The 18,040-nt window shown below is 71.1% G+C and carries 14 protein-coding genes and 2 tRNA genes; 7 read left to right on the forward strand and 9 right to left on the reverse strand.

All coding sequences use genetic code 11. The features are described from left to right. Nucleotides 1-46 precede the first annotated feature (46 nt). The 3 genes from ASF44_RS27315 to ASF44_RS27325 all read right to left on the reverse strand — a co-directional run bounded on the left by ASF44_RS27315 (nt 47) and on the right by ASF44_RS27325 (nt 2,290). Nucleotides 47-122, reverse strand: a tRNA-Asn gene (locus ASF44_RS27315). Between the two features lie 17 nt (nt 123-139). Further along, a tRNA-Asn gene (locus tag ASF44_RS27320) sits at nt 140-215 on the reverse strand. A 53-nt stretch (nt 216-268) separates the two neighbouring features. Beyond that, nucleotides 269-2,290, reverse strand: coding sequence for a TonB-dependent siderophore receptor (locus ASF44_RS27325; protein ID WP_235579371.1), 2,022 nt, complete (start codon nt 2,288-2,290; stop codon nt 269-271). Nucleotides 2,291-2,711: 421 nt separating this feature from the next. Here ASF44_RS27325 and aspA point away from each other — a divergent pair, with 421 nt between their 5' ends. Then, the gene (gene aspA / locus ASF44_RS27330; RefSeq protein WP_056902430.1) at nt 2,712-4,127 is read left to right on the forward strand and encodes an aspartate ammonia-lyase; all 1,416 of its coding nucleotides are present in this window, start codon (nt 2,712-2,714) and stop codon (nt 4,125-4,127) included. A 30-nt stretch (nt 4,128-4,157) separates the two neighbouring features. On the opposite strand, the gene ASF44_RS27335 is transcribed toward aspA, so the two are convergent. Both ASF44_RS27335 and ASF44_RS27340 read right to left on the reverse strand, forming a co-directional pair. Then, nucleotides 4,158-5,024, reverse strand: a complete 867-nt coding sequence (locus ASF44_RS27335) for a M23 family metallopeptidase (protein ID WP_056902431.1) — start codon at nt 5,022-5,024, stop codon at nt 4,158-4,160. A gap of 44 nt (nt 5,025-5,068) precedes the next feature. Continuing rightward, entirely contained in the window at nt 5,069-5,755 is a 687-nt protein-coding gene (locus ASF44_RS27340; RefSeq protein ID WP_056902432.1) for a GntR family transcriptional regulator, read from the reverse strand. 214 nt (nt 5,756-5,969) lie between these two features. Between ASF44_RS27340 and ASF44_RS27345 the strand changes: the two genes are divergently transcribed. The 6 genes from ASF44_RS27345 (at nt 5,970) to ASF44_RS27370 (ending at nt 12,545) form a co-directional block, all read left to right on the forward strand. Beyond that, a complete protein-coding gene (locus tag ASF44_RS27345; RefSeq protein WP_056902433.1) occupies nt 5,970-6,713 on the forward strand; it encodes a DUF969 domain-containing protein in 744 nt (247 codons plus the stop codon). Then, nucleotides 6,710-7,666 (forward strand): DUF979 domain-containing protein, encoded by a 957-nt coding sequence (locus ASF44_RS27350; RefSeq protein WP_056902434.1) that lies wholly within the window; start codon nt 6,710-6,712, stop codon nt 7,664-7,666. Before ASF44_RS27345 ends, ASF44_RS27350 begins: the two co-directional genes overlap by 4 nt. A gap of 10 nt (nt 7,667-7,676) precedes the next feature. Then, complete coding sequence (gene pcp, locus ASF44_RS27355) at nt 7,677-8,342, forward strand: pyroglutamyl-peptidase I (RefSeq protein ID WP_056902435.1); 666 nt, start codon at nt 7,677-7,679, stop codon at nt 8,340-8,342. Nucleotides 8,343-8,353: 11 nt separating this feature from the next. After that, nucleotides 8,354-9,121, forward strand: coding sequence for a LamB/YcsF family protein (locus ASF44_RS27360; RefSeq protein ID WP_056902436.1), 768 nt, complete (start codon nt 8,354-8,356; stop codon nt 9,119-9,121). Then, the gene (locus ASF44_RS27365; RefSeq protein ID WP_056903032.1) at nt 9,121-10,731 is read left to right on the forward strand and encodes an urea amidolyase family protein; all 1,611 of its coding nucleotides are present in this window, start codon (nt 9,121-9,123) and stop codon (nt 10,729-10,731) included. The genes ASF44_RS27360 and ASF44_RS27365 overlap by 1 nt, the downstream gene beginning before the upstream one ends. An 80-nt stretch (nt 10,732-10,811) precedes the next feature. After that, nucleotides 10,812-12,545, forward strand: coding sequence for a biotin carboxylase N-terminal domain-containing protein (locus ASF44_RS27370; protein WP_056903033.1), 1,734 nt, complete (start codon nt 10,812-10,814; stop codon nt 12,543-12,545). A gap of 13 nt (nt 12,546-12,558) precedes the next feature. Here the strand turns inward: ASF44_RS27370 and ASF44_RS27375 are convergent, their stop codons facing one another. The 4 genes from ASF44_RS27375 to ASF44_RS27390 all read right to left on the reverse strand — a co-directional run bounded on the left by ASF44_RS27375 (nt 12,559) and on the right by ASF44_RS27390 (nt 17,961). Then, nucleotides 12,559-14,166, reverse strand: a complete 1,608-nt coding sequence (locus ASF44_RS27375) for a hypothetical protein (protein WP_056902437.1) — start codon at nt 14,164-14,166, stop codon at nt 12,559-12,561. A gap of 362 nt (nt 14,167-14,528) precedes the next feature. Next, the gene (locus tag ASF44_RS27380) at nt 14,529-15,800 is read right to left on the reverse strand and encodes a cyclopropane-fatty-acyl-phospholipid synthase family protein (protein WP_056902438.1); all 1,272 of its coding nucleotides are present in this window, start codon (nt 15,798-15,800) and stop codon (nt 14,529-14,531) included. Continuing rightward, nucleotides 15,797-16,585 carry a DUF1365 domain-containing protein gene (locus ASF44_RS27385; protein WP_056902439.1) on the reverse strand — a complete coding sequence of 263 codons (789 nt, stop codon included), beginning with the start codon at nt 16,583-16,585 and terminating at the stop codon, nt 15,797-15,799. The genes ASF44_RS27380 and ASF44_RS27385 overlap by 4 nt, the downstream gene beginning before the upstream one ends. Further along, the gene (locus tag ASF44_RS27390; RefSeq protein WP_056902440.1) at nt 16,582-17,961 is read right to left on the reverse strand and encodes an NAD(P)/FAD-dependent oxidoreductase; all 1,380 of its coding nucleotides are present in this window, start codon (nt 17,959-17,961) and stop codon (nt 16,582-16,584) included. Before ASF44_RS27390 ends, ASF44_RS27385 begins: the two co-directional genes overlap by 4 nt. Nucleotides 17,962-18,040 lie beyond the last annotated feature (79 nt).

Raw genomic sequence — 18,040 nt, forward strand, 5'->3', positions numbered from 1 at the left:
CAAAGCGAAAGGCCCCGCATCCTGGGACACGGGGCCTCGTCTTCTCTGGCTCCTCAACCTGGGCTCGAACCAGGGACCTACGGATTAACAGTCCGGCGCTCTACCAACTGAGCTATTGAGGAAAAGATCGGTGAATTTCTGGCTCCTCAACCTGGGCTCGAACCAGGGACCTACGGATTAACAGTCCGGCGCTCTACCAACTGAGCTATTGAGGAACGGAAGCCCATGATTATAGCGTTATTTTTCTGGGCTTCTGCAGGCGCTGCGCCTAGAAATCGGCCTGCATGGCAAGCCGTAGCGTGCGCGGGGCACCGGTGAACAGGTAGACGTGGCCGAACTGGGTGGGCGATTCCTTGTAGTAGCGGCGGTCCAGCAGGTTCTCGACGCCCAGCGTCCAGTGCGTCGCCACGCCCCCGAGCTGGGTCGCATAGCGCAGGGCGGCGTCGAAGCGGGTCCACGACGGCAGTTCGACCGAGGCATCGGTGAGCACGGAGCGGCGACCTTCGTGCACCACCGTGCCGTCCACGGCCAGTCCGGGCACGCTGGGCACCGCATACGAGGCCCGCCCCCGCAAGACCAACTTGGGCACGTTCACGGGGCGCGTGCCATTGATGGCGGTGTCCACGCTTCCGCGGCGCTTGGCGTCGAGCACGGTGGCGCCACCGTCCAGCCGCCACGGGCCGCCACGCCAGCCCAGCGTGCCCTCCAGGCCCTGGTGGACGGCTTCGCCGTCGTAGGCGCCCGTGCAGTTGCCGCAGGTTTCGATGTTCGTCACCGGGCGGACGATGCGGAACAAGGCAAGCTGCCAATCCCACGCGGCATCGCCCCCCTTGGCGCCGATCTCCTGCTGGCGCGACTTGCGCACTGGCAGTGCCACGCCCGGGTTCAAGTACTGGCTGCTCTTGTTCGGCACCAGATACGACTCCACGCCCTGGCCATAGCTCGCGTAAAGCAGGGGGCCGCCCTGGATCTGGTAACTCAACGCCAACCACGGCGTGGTCAGGCTGGAGTCGTAACCGGTGGGGCGAGAGCCGTCGGTGCGGACGCTCTCGCGGTCCAGGCGCGTGTGGCGCAGGCCCAGCCAGGTGGTCCACTGCGGCGACCAGCGCACAGTGTCCTGGAGCGAGAGTTCCAGCGAGCGCTCATCGCGGTTCGTGTTGAAGTCTGTCAGCGACGGGTCGGGCGATGTGACGGCCGAACCATTCACATTTCCTTCTCCCACGTAGTTGTAGGCCTGGTCCTGGAAACGGTTGCGCACGCGGGAGGACAGCAGTCCGGCGGACAGGTCGTGCGCGATGCTGCCCGTCGTGAGCTTGCCCTTGAGCTTGACCTGCGCAGCGGTCAGCCGGCGTCGCTCGTTCTCGCTGCGGAAGTCGTACATGTCGTAGGTACCGTCGCTGCAATAACGGTCGTAGTTGCCTTCCGCATCGCAGCCGAACGCATACGCCAACCGGTCGTCCGTCTTCAACCGCTGCTGCCCCAACTGCGCCGACCAGCGCCAGTCTGCGTTCAACGCCTGCTCGATGCGCAGCGTGCCCGTCAGCGCACCGAACACCGAGGGCTGCGACCACGGCTGGTTGTTCAGGTTCAGGTGCGGGCTGGGCACGGGGGGCAGCACGTTGCCCAGCAGGCTGTAGCCGGCCTGGCTGGGCTGCGACTTGCGGCTCCATTCGACCTCGGCCTCCACCAGCGTGTCGCGGCCCACACGCCAGTCGGCAGCCAATGCCACCAGGCTGCGCCGGCCATCGAGGTCGTCGACGCGCGGGCGCAGCGTTTCGTGCGCCACGTTGAAGCGGTAGCCGAACACACGGTCCACGCCGAAGCGCCCGCCCAGGTCGACCGCGCCCAGCACGCCGCCACGGCCGGACACTTCCACGGTCGCGCTGCGCAGGTCCTTCTCCGTCGGCCGCTTGACCACGTAGTTCACCAGCCCACCCGGCGCGCTGGTGCCGGCCTGGATGCCACTGGTGCCCTTGAGGATTTCGATGCGCTCCTTGTTGTCCAGCGGGATCGAGGTCTCGGCGCTGATCGGCAGTCCCTCGCGCCGGTAGTTGAAGCGGTTGTCCAGCGTGAAGCCGCGGATGCTCAGGTAGTCCCAGTAGCCGGGCGAGTTGTAGGCGTCGGTGACCGACGCGTCGAACTGCGTCAGGTCGGCCAGCCGGCGCGCACCGCTGGCCTGCAGCGCCTGGGCGTCGACCACGGTGGCCGACAGCGGAAGTTCACGCAGCGGCTGCTCGCCGAAGCCGGTCACGTCCGCTTGCGGCAGTTGCTTGCCGGCTTCGACGCTCACGGTGGGCAGCGTGGGGGTTGCGGTCTGGGCGCTCGTCGCCGAGGCGAACAGCAGCGCCGCAGCGCCCGCCAGGGCATGCGGTCTGAAGGAAAAACGGTTCATTGCCACAACGCTTTCGACGTCATAGCAGGTCGGCCTGCCGGATCGTGGCGGCCGCTCTTGTCGCCACCGGGGCGGTGGCGCGGCCAATCTGGTCAATGCTTCCCTGCGCGAGGATTACCTCAAACCCGCCGTGTGCACGGCGGTACAGGTTCGAAGGGTTTCATCTCAGCCCGCCCGGTTTCCCGGGCCAGCACCCCTAGCGAGGCGCGGATTGTATGCGTGGCCTTCAGGCGCCGCGCCGCAGCCCGGCATGCAAACACGGCATGCCGTGTCCGCGGACGCGCTCCTACACTGGCGCGTCTTTGACCAGGAGTACCGCATGAGCACCCCCGCGTACCGCATCGAGCACGACCTGTTGGGCGACCGCGAGGTGCCGGCCGACGTCTACTACGGCGTGCACACGCTGCGCGCGGTGGAGAACTTCCCGATCACGGGCACCGCGATCTCGATCTACCCCGAACTCATCAAGGCGCTGGCCTGCGTGAAGCAGGCGGCGGCCCACGCCAACCACGAGCTGGGCCTGCTGGACGAGGTGCGCTGCAACGCCATCTCCGCCGCCTGCGACGAACTGCTGGCCGGACGGCTGCACGAGCAGTTCGTGGTCGACGTGATCCAGGGCGGCGCCGGCACCTCGACCAACATGAACGCCAACGAGGTCATCGCCAACCGCGCGCTCGAACTGCTGGGCCATGCCAAGGGCCAGTACCAGCACCTGCACCCCAACGAGCAGGTCAACATCGGCCAGAGCACCAACGACGTCTATCCCTCGTCGCTCAAGATCGCCACCTGGTTCGGCATCGCCGGCCTGGTCGATGCGATGGAGGTGCTGCGCCAGTCCTTCGCGCGCAAGGCCGAGGAGTTCAAGGACATCCTGAAGATGGGCCGCACCCAGCTGCAGGACGCCGTGCCCATGACGCTGGGCCAGGAGTTCGGCACCTACGCCGTGATGATCGAGGAAGACCAGCATCGCCTGCGCGAGGCGGTGCTGCTGATCTGCGAGATCAACATGGGCGCCACGGCCATCGGCACCGGCATCACGGCCCACCCGGACTATGCGCCGCTGGTGCTCAAGCACTTGCAGCGCATCACGGGCATCCCGCTGGTCACCGCGCCCAACCTGATCGAGGCCACGCAGGACTGCGGCGCCTTCGTGCAGCTGTCGGGCGTGCTCAAGCGCGTGGCGGTCAAGCTGTCGAAGATCTGCAACGACCTGCGCCTCTTGTCCAGCGGCCCGCGCGCGGGCCTGAACGAGATCAACCTGCCGGCCATGCAGGCGGGCTCCAGCATCATGCCGGGCAAGGTCAACCCGGTGATCCCCGAGGTGGTGAACCAGGTGGCGTTCGAGGTGATCGGCAACGACATCACCGTCAGCTTCGCGGCCGAGGCCGGGCAGCTGCAACTGAACGCCTTCGAGCCCATCATCGCGCACAGCCTGTTCAAGAGCGTGGCGCACCTGCGCAGCGCCTGCCTCACGCTCGCCTCGCGCTGCGTGGACGGCATCACCGCCAACACCGAGCACCTGCGCGGCCTGGTCGCCAACTCCATCGGCATCGTGACCGCGCTGAACCCCTACATCGGCTATGCCAACGCCACGGCCGTGGCGCAGGAGGCGCACGCCACGGGCGGCAGCGTCTATGCCATCGTGCTGGCCAAGGGCCTGCTGACCAAGCAGCAGCTCGACGAGATCCTGCGGCCCGAGGTGCTCACGCGGCCCACACCTCTGGCGCGGCCCTGAGCGCTGGCGGTCCGCCTCGGCGGACCGGCTTCACGCCGGGATGAACAGGGCCGGGTCCACCATCGCCCGGTTCAGCATCACCGACCAGTGCAAGTGCGGCCCGGTCACGCGGCCGGTGGCGCCGACGGCGCAGAACGCATCGCCCGCGCGCAGCTGGTCGCCCGGCTTCACGTCCATCGCGCTCAGGTGGCAGTACATGCTGAGCAGCCCCGCGCCGTGGTCCAGCCACACCGTGCCGCCGTTGAAGAAATAGTCGCCGACGTCGACCACGCGGCCGTCCAGCGGCGCGCGCACCGGCGTGCCGGTGGCCGCGGCAATGTCCATGCCGCTGTGCGGATTGCGCGCCTGGCCGTTGAACACGCGGCGCAGGCCGAACGAACTGGAACGCCGGCCCGGCACGGGCACCTGCATCTGCAGCTGCCGGGGCACGCCCGGGCTGAAGGTGGCCATGACGCCGGCCAGGTGCTCGCGCTCGCGCTCGTAGCGGGCCTGGTCCTCGGGCGACAGGTCCACCGTGCGCGGCGAGACCGTCAGGCGCTGCTCCTGGTACTTCTTGGGCGCGATGCGGTAGGGCAGGCGGCGCGGCGGCTCGCCGGCCTCGGCCACGGTGATCGAGGCCTCGCCCGGCCGCGCGGCGAGCGCGATGCCGACCACGGCGGTCCACTCGATGGCGTCGCCGACGACCAGCAGCGGCACCTCGCCGGCATGGGCCTGTGGGCGCGTGGCCGATGGCCCCAGCGACAGGCGCGCCACGCCACCGGGCACGGCAGCGGGACGCGGCCAGACATCGGGCGGTGGCGGCAGTTGTTTCCTGGCGGGCGCGGCCCCCAGTGCGGGCAGGGCGAGCAGGCTGGCGGTACCGAGCAGGGCGGTTCGACGGGATGGGTGGGAGGGCATGCGCCGATTGTGGCGGCCGCGCCAATATCCTCCCAGGCTGGCGCTCAGCCGACCGCGCCCGTCTCTGCCAGCCGGCGCGCGTAGACCGCCAGCACGATGCGCTCCGAATGGACGAGATAGTCCTGCAGCGTGGTGGCAGCCTCGGCGTAGCGGCCGGCCTCGGTCGCTTCCAGGATCTTCACGTTCATGTCGACATAGGGCGCGTGCAGGAACTCGGCGTCCTGCAACAGGCCGAAGGCCAGCCGCAGCTCGGCCAGCACCGGCGCGAACATGCCGTTCAGCCGCTCGCTGTCGGCCAGCTCGACCACGGCCATGTGGAATTCCATGTTGGCCGTGCCGACGGCCGGCCAGTCGCCCGTCTCGCGCGCGCGCAGCGCGGCCTGCACGGCCGTGCGCATGCGCTTCTTGGCCGGGTGGCGCGGGTAGGCCTGTGCCAGCGCCTGGCACTCGATCAGCCGGCGCACACGGTAGATGTCGATGATGGACGCGATGCTGGGGATGGCCACGAACACCCCACGGTTGGGCGCGTGCTTGACCAGGCCGTCCTTGGCGAGCGTGCGGAACGCCTCGCGCAGCGTGTTGCGCGACACGCCCAGATCGTCGCTCAAGGCCTGCTCCGACAGGCGCTGGCCCGGCGCGAACACGCCCTGCGTGATGCTCTGGCGCAACTGCTCGACAACGCGTTCGCTCAGGGTTTCGGCGGGCAGGGCGGGCGGGGTGGCGGTGGTCATGCGGTGGGGATCCTGCGGCATTGCGGAGATCGGCTCGGGCCGCGGTTGTAACAGACCCACGGCGGCAACCGCCCCTGTTTTGTTCAACGATATAGGGTTAGTCCGGATCTTCTTGTGCAGGGGTGCCGCGAGAATCCAGAAAATTGTTCAACAAAACAATTTTTAAGTAGATCAAAATACATTGATCGTTGAACGTTCTGGCAGGAGCTTACGTGTGACCCCCACCATCAACCTTTGGCCCCTGCTCGGGGTGGCCGTCATCATCGCGGGCTTCGTGCTGCGCTTTAACCCCATGCTGGTCGTGATCGTCACGGCGGTCACCACGGCCCTGGCCGCGGGCTTTCCGCTCGACAGGATCCTCGCCACGATCGGCACCGGCTTCATCAAGACGCGCAACCTGCCGCTCATCATCCTGCTGCCGCTGGCGGTGATCGGCCTGCTGGAGCGCCACGGCCTGCGCCAGCACGCGCAGAACTGGATCAGCGGCATCCGCTCGGCCACCGCAGGCCGGCTGCTCGTCGTGTACCTGGCGGCACGCCAGCTGACGGCCGCCATCGGCCTGACCAGCCTGGGCGGCCACCCGCAGATGGTGCGGCCGCTGCTGGCGCCCATGGCCGAAGGCGCCGCCGAGGCCCGCCACGGCAAGCTGCCCGAGCGCGTGCGCCACAAGCTGCGCGCGTTCTGCGCCGCCACCGACAACGTGGGCCTGTTCTTCGGCGAAGACATCTTTGTGGCCTTCGGCGCCGTCGTGCTGATGACCACCTTCCTGCGCGAAGCCGGCATCGAGGTCGAGCCGCTCCACGTGGCGCTGTGGGGCCTGCCGACGGCGGTCTGCGCGTTTGCGATCCACGCCTGGCGGCTCAAGCGCCTCGACAGGATGCTGGCCCATGAGGTCGCCCAGCACGGCGCGGCCAGCGGCGAGCCTGCCATGCCCGCCGCCAAGGGAGCGTCGGCATGACTCTGTCCATCCAGCACCTGTACGACCTGGTCGGCGGCATCCTGGCCGTCACCGCGCTGATGACGCTGGCCGACCGGCAGCACAGCCGGCGCTTTTCCAGCGCATTCTTCTGGGGGCTGTACGCCCTGGTGTTTCTCGTCGGCGACAGCCTGCCGCCGGTGTGGGTCGGCGTGGGCGTGGTGGTGATGGCCTTGATCGCGGCCTTCGGCGGCGTGGGCATCGGCCGGCACGTGGAACGCGGCGCCGCGCAGACGCTGGCCAGCGTGCAGCGCCTGGGCCACAAGCTGTTCGTGCCGGCGCTGGCCATTCCGCTGGTCACCATGCTGGGCACGGTGTCGGCCAAGTACCTGGTGTTCGGCGGCGTCCCGCTGCTGGACCCGAAGAACACCACGCTGGTGAGCCTGGGCATCGGCAGCGTGGTGGCACTGGCGCTGGCCTGCTGGCTGACGCGCGAGACGCCCGTGCAGGGCATCCGCGAATCGCGCCGGCTGACCGACGCGCTGGGCTGGGCGCTGGTCCTGCCGCAGATGCTGGGCATGCTGGGCCTGGTGTTCTCCGACGCTGGCGTGGGCAAGGCCGTCGCCCACGTCACCACCACCTACATCAACATGGACCTGCGCTTCATCGCGGTGATGGTCTACGTGGTCGGCATGGCGCTGTTCACCATCATCATGGGCAACGGCTTCGCAGCCTTCCCGGTGATGACCGGCGGCGTGGGCGTGCCGGTGCTCGTGGGCATGTACCACGGCGACCCGGCCGTGATGGCGGCCATCGGCATGCTGTCGGGCTATTGCGGTACGCTTTTGACGCCCATGGCGGCCAACTTCAACATCGTGCCCGCCGCGCTGCTGGAGCTGCCGGACAAGAACGCCGTGATCCGCGCGCAGGTGCCCACCGCGCTGGCGCTGCTGGTGTGCAACGTGTTCCTGCTGTACTTCCTGATGTTCCGCTGAGGACCGCGACATGACTCTTGCGAACGGCCACGTGCTGGTGACGGGCTTTGAGCCCTTCGACCGGGACACGGTCAACCCCTCGTGGGAAGTGGCGCGCGCGCTGGACGGCTGGGTGTGCGAAGGCGCCACCGTGCGCGCCGTGCAACTGCCCTGCGTGTTCGGCCGCGCGGCCGAGCGGCTGGACGAGGCGCTGGCCCACGGCATGCCGCAACTGGTCGTCGGCCTGGGGCTGGCGAGCGGCCGCACCGAATGGACGCCCGAGCGCGTGGCGGTGAACTGCGACGACGCCCGCATCCCCGACAACGCCGGCCAGCAGCCCATCGACCAACCCGTCGAGCCTCTGGGCCCGGCGGCCTACTTCAGCAGCCTGCCGATCAAGGCCATCGTGCAGGCACTGCGCGCGCAGGGGCTCCCGGCCTCGGTCTCCAACACGGCCGGCAGCTTCGTCTGCAACCACGTGTTCTATGCGCTCATGCACCGGCTGGCCACACGGCCCGCGCTGGCCGCCGCGCGCGGCGGCTTCGTGCACGTGCCTTGCCTGCCCGAGCAGGCCGCGCTCCATCCCGGTGCGCCCAGCATGGCGCTGGCGACCCAGGTCCAGGCCTTGCAGGTGCTGCTGCGCACCGCGCTGACGGTGCGCGCCGACGTCCGCGTCACCGGCGGCCAACTCCATTGAAGGAACCCACCATGCACATCGACCTCAACAGCGACCTCGGCGAAAGCCTGGGCGCCTGGACCATGGGCGACGACGCCGCCATGCTGTCCATCGTCAGCAGCGCCAACGTGGCCTGCGGCTTCCATGCCGGCGATGCGGCCGGCATCCTGAAGACGCTGCGCGCGGCCGCCGAACGCGGCGTGGCCGTGGGCGCCCACGTGTCCTACCCCGACCTGGCCGGCTTCGGCCGGCGCAACATGGATGTGGCCAGCAGCGACCTGCAGGCCGACGTGATCTACCAGATCGGCGCGCTGCAGGGCCTGGCCCAGGTGGCCGGCACCACGGTGCGCTACGTCAAGCCGCACGGCGCGCTGTACAACACCATCGCGCACGACGAGCGCCAGGCGCGCGACGTGATCGCCGCCATCCGCGCGATCGACCCCGGCCTGGTGCTGGTGGCGCTGGCCGGTGCGCCGCTGGTCGGCTGGGCGCGCGAGGCCGGCCTCGCCGTGGTGGCCGAGGCCTTCGCCGACCGCGCCTACACGCCGCAGGGCACGCTGGTCTCGCGCCGCGAGAAAGGCGCCGTGCTGCACGACGCCGGGCTCGTCGCCGCGCGCATGCTGCGGCTGGCACGCGAGGGCGTGGTCACCGCCATCGACGGCAGCAGCGTGCGCATCCAGGCCGATTCGATCTGCGTGCACGGCGACAGCCCCGGCGCGGTGGAGATGGCGCGCCAGGTGCGCGCCGTGCTGGAGCAGGCCGGCGTGGCCGTGCGCCCCTTCGCGCAAGCGGCTGCATGATGCGCCTGCTGCCCGTCAACCTGGACGCGCTGCTGGTCGAGCTGGACGACCTGCCGCAGACGCTGGCGCTGCTGGCCTCGCTGCAGGAGCGGCCGATCGCGGGCGTGGACGAACTCGTGCCCGCCGCGCGCACCATCCTGGTCCGGTACCGGCCGGCGGCCGTGTCCGCTGCGGCGCTGGCGAAGGACATCGCCGGCCGCCGGCTGGACCGTCAGGTCGAGCGCGCCGGCACCCGCATCGAGATCGAAGTCGACTACGACGGCGAGGACCTGGACGAGGTCGCGCAGATCCTGGGCGCCACGCGCGAGGAGGTGATCGCCTGGCACACCGGCAGCGACTACACGGTGGCCTTCACCGGCTTCGCGCCCGGCTTCGCCTACCTGAGCGGCGGCGACCCGCGCCTGGACGTGCCGCGCCGCAAGACGCCGCGCACGCGCGTGCCGGCCGGCGCCGTGGCCCTGGCGGGCACCTTCAGCGCGGTCTATCCGCAGGCCAGCCCGGGCGGCTGGCAGCTGCTGGGCGTCACGCACACGCCGATGTGGGACCTGGCCCAGGCGGTGCCCGCGCTGCTGCAGCCCGGCTTTCGCGTGCGCTTCGTCGATGCGGCGCGCCGGCCGCCGCGCGCCCGCACCGCGGCACATGCCGTGGCGCCGGCCGTCGCGGGCACCGCCGCGCCGGCCCCGGGCATGGCTGCCGGCCCCGCAGGTGCGGTGCTCGAAGTGCGCAACGCCGGCTTGCAGGCCGTGTTCCAGGACCTGGGCCGGCACGGCCAGGCCGGGCAGGGCGTGTCGGCCTCCGGCGCGCTGGACCAGGGCGCGCTGCGCGCCGCCAACCGCGCCGTGGGCAACCCTTGCGACGCGGCGGCGATCGAGATCGTCGACGGCGGCTTCGAGCTGTGCAGCCAGGGCGACACCGTGCTGGCCGTGGCCGGCGCCGACGGGCCGCTGCACCTGGTCGCGCCCGATGGCCGGCGCTGGCCCCAGCCACGAGGGCAGGCGCTGGCGCTGTCCGATGGCGACCGGCTCGTCGTCGGTGCCCCGCGCGCCGGCGTGCGCTCCTACCTGGCGGTGCGTGGTGGCTTCGCGGTGGCGCCCGTGCTGGGCAGCTGCGCGACCGACACGCTGGCCAAGGTCGGCCCCGATCCCATCCGCACGGGCGACCGCCTGGCGGTTCGGCCGGCGGTGCGCGGCACCGTGGGCACACCCGAACTGGCGCCCGGCGACCTGCCGACCGCGCAGGACATCGTCGTGCTCGACGTGGTCATGGGCCCGCGCACCGACTGGTTCACGCCCGAGGCGGTGGCGTTACTCGCGCAGCAGCTGTGGAGCGTCACGCCGCAGTCCAACCGCGTCGGCCTGCGGCTGGCGGGCGAACAGCCGCTGGCGCGCAGCCAGCCCGCCGAACTGCCCAGCGAAGGCACGGCGCTGGGCGCCATCCAGGTACCGGCCAGCGGCCAGCCCGTGCTGTTCCTGGCCGACCATCCGCTGACCGGCGGCTACCCCGTGATCGGCGCCGTGGCGCCGCACCACCTCGATCTCGCAGGGCAGATCCCCATCGGCGCCCGCATCCGTTTCAACCCCATCCGGCCGTTCGCGCCCATCACGCCATGAACATGACCCCCACGCTCGTCGCCGCGCATCCTTCGCTGCCCCCCGAGGAGGCGCCGCATGCCTTGGGGCGTCCCGGCGGCATGCGCAAAGTCCTCATCGCCAACCGCGGGGAGATCGCCGTGCGCATCGCGCGCGCCTGCGCCGACTACGGTGTGCAGTCCGTCGCCGTCTACGCCGACCCCGACCTCGACGCGCTGCACACCCGCGTGGCCGACGAGGCGCATGGCCTGGACGGCAGCCGCCCGGCCGACACCTACCTGTCGATCGGCAAGCTGCTGGCCGTGGCCAAGAGCAGCGGCGCCGACGCCGTGCACCCAGGCTACGGCTTCCTGTCGGAGAACGCCGGCTTCGCCCAGGCCGTGCTCGACGCCGGCCTCACCTGGATCGGCCCGCCGCCTTCGGCCATCGCCGCGCTGGGCGACAAGGTGCAGGCGCGCAGGCTGGCGCTGGAGGTCGGTGCGCCGCTGGTCGCCGGCACGCCCGGCCCGGTGCAGGGCGCCGACGAGGTGCTGGCCTTTGCCCAGCAGCACGGCCTGCCGATCGCCATCAAGGCGGCCTACGGCGGCGGCGGCCGCGGCATCAAGGTGGCGCGGCGCATGGATGAAGTGGCCGACCTCTACGCGTCCGCAGTACGCGAGGCCATCGCCGCGTTCGGTCGCGGCGAATGCTTCGTCGAGCAGTTCCTGGACAAGCCGCGCCACGTCGAGGCCCAGGTCATCGCCGACACCCATGGCAACGTGGTCGTGCTCGGCACGCGCGACTGCTCGCTGCAGCGGCGCAACCAGAAGCTCGTGGAAGAGGCGCCCGCGCCGTTCCTGACCGACGCGCAGCGCGAACGCATCCACCAGTCGGCCAAGGACGTCTGCGCGCGTGCGGGCTACGTCGGCGCGGGCACTGTCGAATTCCTGCTCAGCGCCGCTGGTGCGATCTCGTTCCTCGAAGTCAACACGCGGCTGCAGGTCGAGCACACGGTGACCGAGGAGACGGCGGGCATCGACCTGGTGGTGGAGCAACTGCGCGTGGCCGACGGCCTGCCGCTGTCCATCACCGAAACCCCGGTGCCCCAATGCCATGCGTTCGAGTTCCGCATCAATGCTGAGGACGTGGGCCGCGGCTTCCTGCCCGCGCCCGGCCCGGTGCGCGTGTTCGAGGCCCCGGGCGGCATCGGCGTGCGGGTGGACTCGGGCGTGGTCTCGGGCTCTGTGGTGCCCGGCCAGTTCGATTCCATGATGGCCAAGCTCATCGTGACCGGCGCCACGCGCGCGCAGGCCATCGCACGCGCACGCCGCGCGCTCAAGGAATTCCGCATCGAGGGCCTGGCTTCGGTGCTGCCGTTCCACCGCGCGGTGATGGCCCATGCGGACTTCACCGGTGGCGACGGCTTCAAGGTGCACACCCGCTGGATCGAGACCGACTTCGCGAACGACCTGGCCGCGGCCCTGCGCGCGGAACCGCAGGACGATGGCCGCTTGCTGCGCACGGTGGCCGAGATCGACGGCCGGCGCGTGATGCTGGCCCTGCCGGCCGCGCTGCTGGGTGGCCTGCAGGCTGCGGCGCCCTCCACGGCCGCCTCCACGGCGCCGGCCAGCGCCCCCGCGGCCGATGCAGCGGCAGTTGCCGCCCCGGTGGCCGGCACCGTGGCCGCGTGGAAGGCCGAGGACGGCGCGCAGGTGCAGGAGGGCGAACTCGTCGCCATCATGGAAGCCATGAAGATGGAAACCCAGGTGCTGGCGCACCGGGCCGGCCGGCTGGTCCGGCTGCTGGAGCCCGGTGCCTACGTGGGGGCCGGGGCGCCCATCGCCCGCATCGGTTGATGCGCCCGCGCCATCACGGCGCCGGCTTGTGGAACAGCACCATCTGGGTGTTCACGGTCACGTTCTCGCTGGCATCGGGGTCGCTGCGCGTGGTGAACTCCTTGGTGGCCATGACGTCGCCGCCGACGATGCGCCAGTCGCGGATCGCCATCGCCAGCGTGGGATCGGCAAACGGCTGGATCCATGTCGGGAAGGCCGCGGTGACCCAGCTTTCGTGGTCGGTGGTGGTGGACGGCTGCTCGCAGCCCGTGGGATTGCGCGGCGAGGACAGCGTCACGCTGTAGCTGGAGCCCAGGCCGGTCGGGGCCACGGCGGGCGTGAGGTAGAAATCCTGCACCTCGGCGCGTTGCGCCACGCCGCCCTGGCGTGCGGTGAAGCCCAGCGAACCCCACACGGTGGCGTCGACCGGCGTCGTGCTGTTGACCGACGCGCAGGTGTGCCCATAGGTCACGCTGTAGCCGCTGGAGCTCAGCGGCACGGCCGCCGGCGAGGTGGCCACGTACGAGCCGCCGCTGGCGTAGAAGGCGATGCCCAGGTTGAACGGCAGCGGCACGCGCGCGCTGACGCTCTCGCGCACCGTGTGCGCGTCCACGTCGGAGCCCTCGGTCAGCACCATCTGCGAATCGATCTGCAGTTCGAAGTTGAGGCACTTGGCCGTGGCCGCCTCGGCGTCCTGCAGCCAGGCCGGGTCGGCCACGCCGGGGCTGCCGGCCAGGCCCAGCAGCTGGGCCTGGCGCGACAGGCCCAGGTAGTAGGGCAGCATGCGCGTGACGATGTGCTCGTCGCGGCACAGCGCGTACTCCTCGCGCGTGCAGGCGGCGGTGGCCTGGACCATGATGTCGCCATACAGCGCGCTCTGGCTGTAGGCGTCGTCCGGGTAGCCCAGCAGCTGGCGCTGGCGGCTGCGGCCCAGCACTGTCTGGATGGCCAGCCGGCCGGCCGCGCAGCTGCTGCCGGCGGCGGCGATGCGCGGTTGGAGCACTTCCTCGTCGTAGGCCTTGAAGATGTCGTCCAGGTTGAGTTCGGCCGGCGTCTGGCCCAGCAGCTGGCGCTGGCGTTCCTGCAGCAGCCGCTCGGCCGTCAGGCTCTGCAGCCGCGCCTCGGCGTCGCCGCCCAGCCGGTGGCGCGCCGGCTCCAGCGTGGCATTGGTGCCTTGGCGCGCCAGCAGCAGCGCGTAGCCGCTGAAGTGCAGCAGCTTGAGGCTGGTCTCCCGCCGGGTCGGGTCGAGCGCGGCCAGGGCCACGGTGTTGTTCTCGCCGCTCCAGCCGATCGGCAGCTGGCGCTCGACCGGCACGCTGGCACCGGGTGGGGGCGTGATGGTCAGCGTCACGTAGTTGGTGAACTGCGCACCGTCCGGGCCGAGCTGCACGCCGTAGGCCGCATCGCTGGCGAGCCCGTCCACCGCCAGGCTGCCCAGCGGCGTGAGGCTGATCTCGGTGGGTTCCGTGAGGGCGTTGTTTGGCACCGTGAGCGTGTAGACCGATCCGTCGGCGCCGATGGCCGACAGCGTGCCGCCCTCCAATGGCATGCGCTGCGTGACGGTGCGTGCGGTGTCGGCAACCAGCGTGGCGCGCAAAGGGTTGGTGTCGACGGCGATGGCGGCCGAACCCGTGCCGGTCACGGTTCCTGTTCCCGTGCCAGTGCCAGTGCCAGTGCCAGTGCCAGTGCCAGTGCCCGGGCCTTGCGCTGAACCGCCATCGTCTGCGCCGTCTCCGCCGCCGCAGGCCACGAGCACGGCGATGGCGAGACCGATGGCGGCGTGTTGCAGCCAGGTTCTGTCAGGGGAGCGGCCCCCCTCGGCGGGATGTGGCATGGAACCTCCGTGTGGTAGCGGCCGGCAGCGGCCGCGGCGCACGCAGGATAGGAAGGGCCGCCTCTGGCGGACAGTGTCCGGAGTCATGCTGGACGCGGGCCTCGGCCGGCACCTCTTCCAGCATCCCTATGGGCAAGCACGGCGCCGCCAGCGCCGCGGCCCTCGCCGCGTCAGTGCGGCGCCGCGCCGCCTTGAGCCGGCGCGTCGGCCGCGTGGCGCAGCGTGTACAGCCCCACGTCGACACGCCCGCTGCGAAACCCGGCCTCGCAATAGCACAGGTAGTACTCCCACAGCCGCTTGAACGGCAGGTCGAAGCCCTGGGCCTCGATGGCCGGCCAGGCCGCCAGGAAGCGGCGGCGCCATTCCACCAGCGTGGCGGCATAGCTGTCGCCGAACAGCAGTTCCTGCTGCAGCACCAGGCCGGCGCGCGCGGCCTGTTCGCGCAGTGCGGTGGGCGAGGGCAGCATGCCGCCCGGGAAGATGTAGCGCTGGATGAAATCGGCGCCGCGCCGGTAGCCTTCGAAGTGCGCGTCGGCGATGGTGATGGCCTGCAGCACGGCGTGGCCGCCCGGCGCCAGCCGGTCGCGCAGGGTGGCGAAGTAGGTGGGCCACCAGGCTTCGCCCACGGCCTCGACCATCTCGATGGAGACGATGCGCGCGTAGCGGCCTTGCACGTCGCGGTAGTCCTGCAGGCGCAGGTCCAGCTGCTGGGCGCAGCCCTCGGCCAGCGCCCGCTCGCGCGCGAAGGCCAGCTGTTCGGTCGACAGCGTGAGCCCCGTCACGCGCGCAGCGCGGCGCTGCGCCAGTGCCAGCGCGAGCGCGCCCCAGCCGCAGCCGATCTCCAGCACATCGGCGCCCTGCGGCGCATCGACCAGTTCCACGATGCGGTTCAGCCGCTCGGCCTGCGCCTGCTCCAAGGTGGCGTCGGGCCGCGTGTACAGCGCGCTGGAGTACAGCATGCTGGCGTCCAGCCACTGGGCGTAGAAGGCGTTGCCCAGGTCGTAGTGGAAGGCGATGTTCTCGCGGCTGCCGCGCTTCGTGTTGCCGCGGCGCAGGTGCGCCAGCCTGGCCAGCAGGCGCGACCAGGCCTTGCCCTGCAGCCGCTTGCCGGCCTGCTGGTCGTTGGCTGCGCCGAACTGCAGCAGCGCCACCAGGTCGGGGGTGGACCAGTCGCCGTCGCGCCAGGCACGCGCCAGGCCCAGGTCGCCCTGGGCGGCCAGGCGTAGCAGCGGGCGCCAGCGGTGCAGCACCAGCTGCGCCTGCGGGCCGGGCGCAGCGCCGCGCGCCAGCACGCGTTCTCCGTGCGGCAGCACCACCGTGAGTTCGCCGCAGGCCAGGTCGGCCAGCTGGCTGTGCAGGGCCTGGCGCAGCAGGCGCTGCGGCAGGGTCGCAGGTGGGGTGGGCGCGGCGGCGTGGGCCAGCAGGTCGGTGGCAGGCTTCATGGCGTGTGGTCGGGCGAAGGGCGGGTGACGAAGGTGACGGGCTCGGCCGGAGCGGCGGGGCGGGGATGCAGGCGCGCGCCCTTGCACCACAGCTTGAGCGCCTCCCAGTGGATGGCGGCGATGACCTTGAGCGTGAGCAGCGGGTGCGTGCAGAAGGCGCGCAGCAGCGCGCCATCGGTGAGCGGGCGGCGCTGGGCATCCAGCCGTGCCAGCAGCACGGCGCCGGCGGCGTCGTGGGTCTGCACGCCGATGGACAGCTGCTCGCCGGGCGGACGCACGCGAAAGCGGTAGTGCATGTCCAGCGGCAGGAAGGGCGAGACGTGCATGCGCTTGTCGCAGCGCTGCGTGATCCATGGCGCATCCGCCTCGGGGCCGGTGGTCAGCAGGTAGCTGTGGCGCTCGCCGAAGGTGTTGTTGACTTCGTAGAGGATGGCCTGCAGGCCGCCGGCCGGCGCGTGGCAGAAGTACACGGCCAGCGGATTGAAGGCATAGCCCAGGATGCGGGGCATCGCCAGCAGGCGGATGGCGCCGCCCACGGGCAGGCCGGCGGCGCGCAGCTGGCGCTCCACATGCGCGCGCGGGCCTTCGGGCTCGCCCGCGCCATGGTCGCGCCGATGGAAGCTGAACAGGTTGAAGCGGTCCAGCGAGAACAGCCGCAGCCGCGCGGCCAGGGCCGGCAACTCGTCCAGGTCCAGCAGCAGCGAGAACATGCGGTAGCGCAGGCGGTGGCGCAGCGGGCGCAGCCGCTGGTGCATCACCGTGCCGGTGTAGAGCGCGCTGTTCATGCGCTGGCCGCCCGGGTGGGATCGGTGGCGGCCGGCAGCACGATGCGGCCCGATTCGTCGGCCACCGTCCAGGGCCGGCGCACACCGCCGAGCGCCTCGGCCACGGCCAGGCCGGCCTGCAGGCCGTCCTCGTGGAAACCGGCGCCGAAGTAGGCGCCACAGAACCAGCTGCGCCGCTGGCCCTGCAGCGACCACAGCCGGGCCTGGGCACGCAGCGCCTCGGCATCGAACAGCGGGTGCTCGTAGACCTCGGTGCGCACCAGGTGCTCGGGCCGCGGCGCCTGCGCAGGGTTCAGCGTGACGAACAACGGCCGGTCTTCCGGCAGGCCCTGCAGCCGGTTCATCCAGTAGGTGACGCACAGCGCATCGGGGTGGCTGCGGTCGGCCAGGTAGTTCCAGGCCGACCAGACCGCGCGGCGCCGCGGCATCAGCGCCGGGTCGCTGTGCAGCACCGCCAGGTTGCGGCTGTAGCCGAAGGCGCCCAGAAGATGGCGCTCCTCGCCGCTGGCGTCGGGCAGCAGGCGCAGCGCCTGGTCGGCGTGGCAGGCCAGCACCACCTGGTCGAAGCGCTCGGGATGCCAGCCCTGGCGGGTGCGCAGGCGCACGCCTGCCGCGTCGCGCTGCACTTCCAGCACGGCGGTGTCCAGGTGCAGGCGCTCGCCGAAGCCCTCGGTGAGCCGGCGCACATAGCTGCGGCTGCCGCCCTGCACGGTGCGCCACTGCGGCCGGCCGTTCACCTGCAGCAGGCCGTGGTTCTGGCAGAAGCGCACGAAGGCCGCCGTGGGGTAGCGCCCGACCTGCGCCGCCGGCGTGGACCAGATCGCCGCGGCCATCGGATAGAGGTGGTCCTCGCGCAGCGCGGCGCCGTAGCCCTGCAGGTCCAGGTAGTCGTCCAGCGGCTGCAGGCCGGCGGCCTTGGCATGGCCCGGCGCCTCGCGATAAAAGCGCAGCAGCTCGCGCAGCATGCGCCAAAAACGTGGGCGCAGCAGGTTGCTGCGCTGCGCGAACAAGGTGTTCAGGCTGCTGCCCGCGTACTCCAGCGCGCCGCCGTCCAGGCTCACGCCGAACGACATGTCTGTGGCCTGCGTGGGCACCCCCAGGTGGGCGAACAGCGCGGTGAGGTTGGGGTAGGCCGGTTCGTTGTAGACGATGAAGCCCGTGTCCACCGCCACCGAGCCGCCGGGCTGGGCCACGTCCACCGTGTGGCTGTGGCCACCGGGCCGGCGGTCGGCCTCGAACACTTCCACATGGTGGCGCTGGGCCAGCAGCCAGGCTGCCGACAGGCCGGCGATGCCGCTGCCGACCACCGCCACGCGCAGCGGCTGGCCGCCGGCCGTGGCAGCGATGGCAGGGGACAAGGTGTGTGCTGGCTGCATGCGCAAGATCCTTGGAGGCGAGGGGCCCATTTTGTTTGCCGTCTGACGGTGCCTTCTACGCGGCCGCGCCGCATTTGGA

Origin of the sequence: Pseudorhodoferax sp. Leaf274 (genome assembly GCF_001422445.1) — a bacterium.
Taxonomy (GTDB): domain Bacteria; phylum Pseudomonadota; class Gammaproteobacteria; order Burkholderiales; family Burkholderiaceae_C; genus Pseudorhodoferax.

Excerpts from the sequence above, each read along its gene's own strand:
- aspA (WP_056902430.1), top strand. The coding sequence starts at position 2,712 with ATGAGCACCCCCGCGTACCGCATCGAGCACGACCTGTTGGGCGACCGC.
- ASF44_RS27335 (WP_056902431.1), bottom strand. The coding sequence starts at position 5,024 with ATGCCCTCCCACCCATCCCGTCGAACCGCCCTGCTCGGTACCGCCAGC.
- ASF44_RS27340 (WP_056902432.1), bottom strand. The coding sequence starts at position 5,755 with ATGACCACCGCCACCCCGCCCGCCCTGCCCGCCGAAACCCTGAGCGAA.
- ASF44_RS27350 (WP_056902434.1), top strand. The coding sequence starts at position 6,710 with ATGACTCTGTCCATCCAGCACCTGTACGACCTGGTCGGCGGCATCCTG.
- pcp (WP_056902435.1), top strand. The coding sequence starts at position 7,677 with ATGACTCTTGCGAACGGCCACGTGCTGGTGACGGGCTTTGAGCCCTTC.
- ASF44_RS27360 (WP_056902436.1), top strand. The coding sequence starts at position 8,354 with ATGCACATCGACCTCAACAGCGACCTCGGCGAAAGCCTGGGCGCCTGG.
- ASF44_RS27365 (WP_056903032.1), top strand. The coding sequence starts at position 9,121 with ATGCGCCTGCTGCCCGTCAACCTGGACGCGCTGCTGGTCGAGCTGGAC.
- ASF44_RS27370 (WP_056903033.1), top strand. The coding sequence starts at position 10,812 with ATGCGCAAAGTCCTCATCGCCAACCGCGGGGAGATCGCCGTGCGCATC.
- ASF44_RS27380 (WP_056902438.1), bottom strand. The coding sequence starts at position 15,800 with ATGAAGCCTGCCACCGACCTGCTGGCCCACGCCGCCGCGCCCACCCCA.
- ASF44_RS27385 (WP_056902439.1), bottom strand. The coding sequence starts at position 16,585 with ATGAACAGCGCGCTCTACACCGGCACGGTGATGCACCAGCGGCTGCGC.
- ASF44_RS27390 (WP_056902440.1), bottom strand. The coding sequence starts at position 17,961 with ATGCAGCCAGCACACACCTTGTCCCCTGCCATCGCTGCCACGGCCGGC.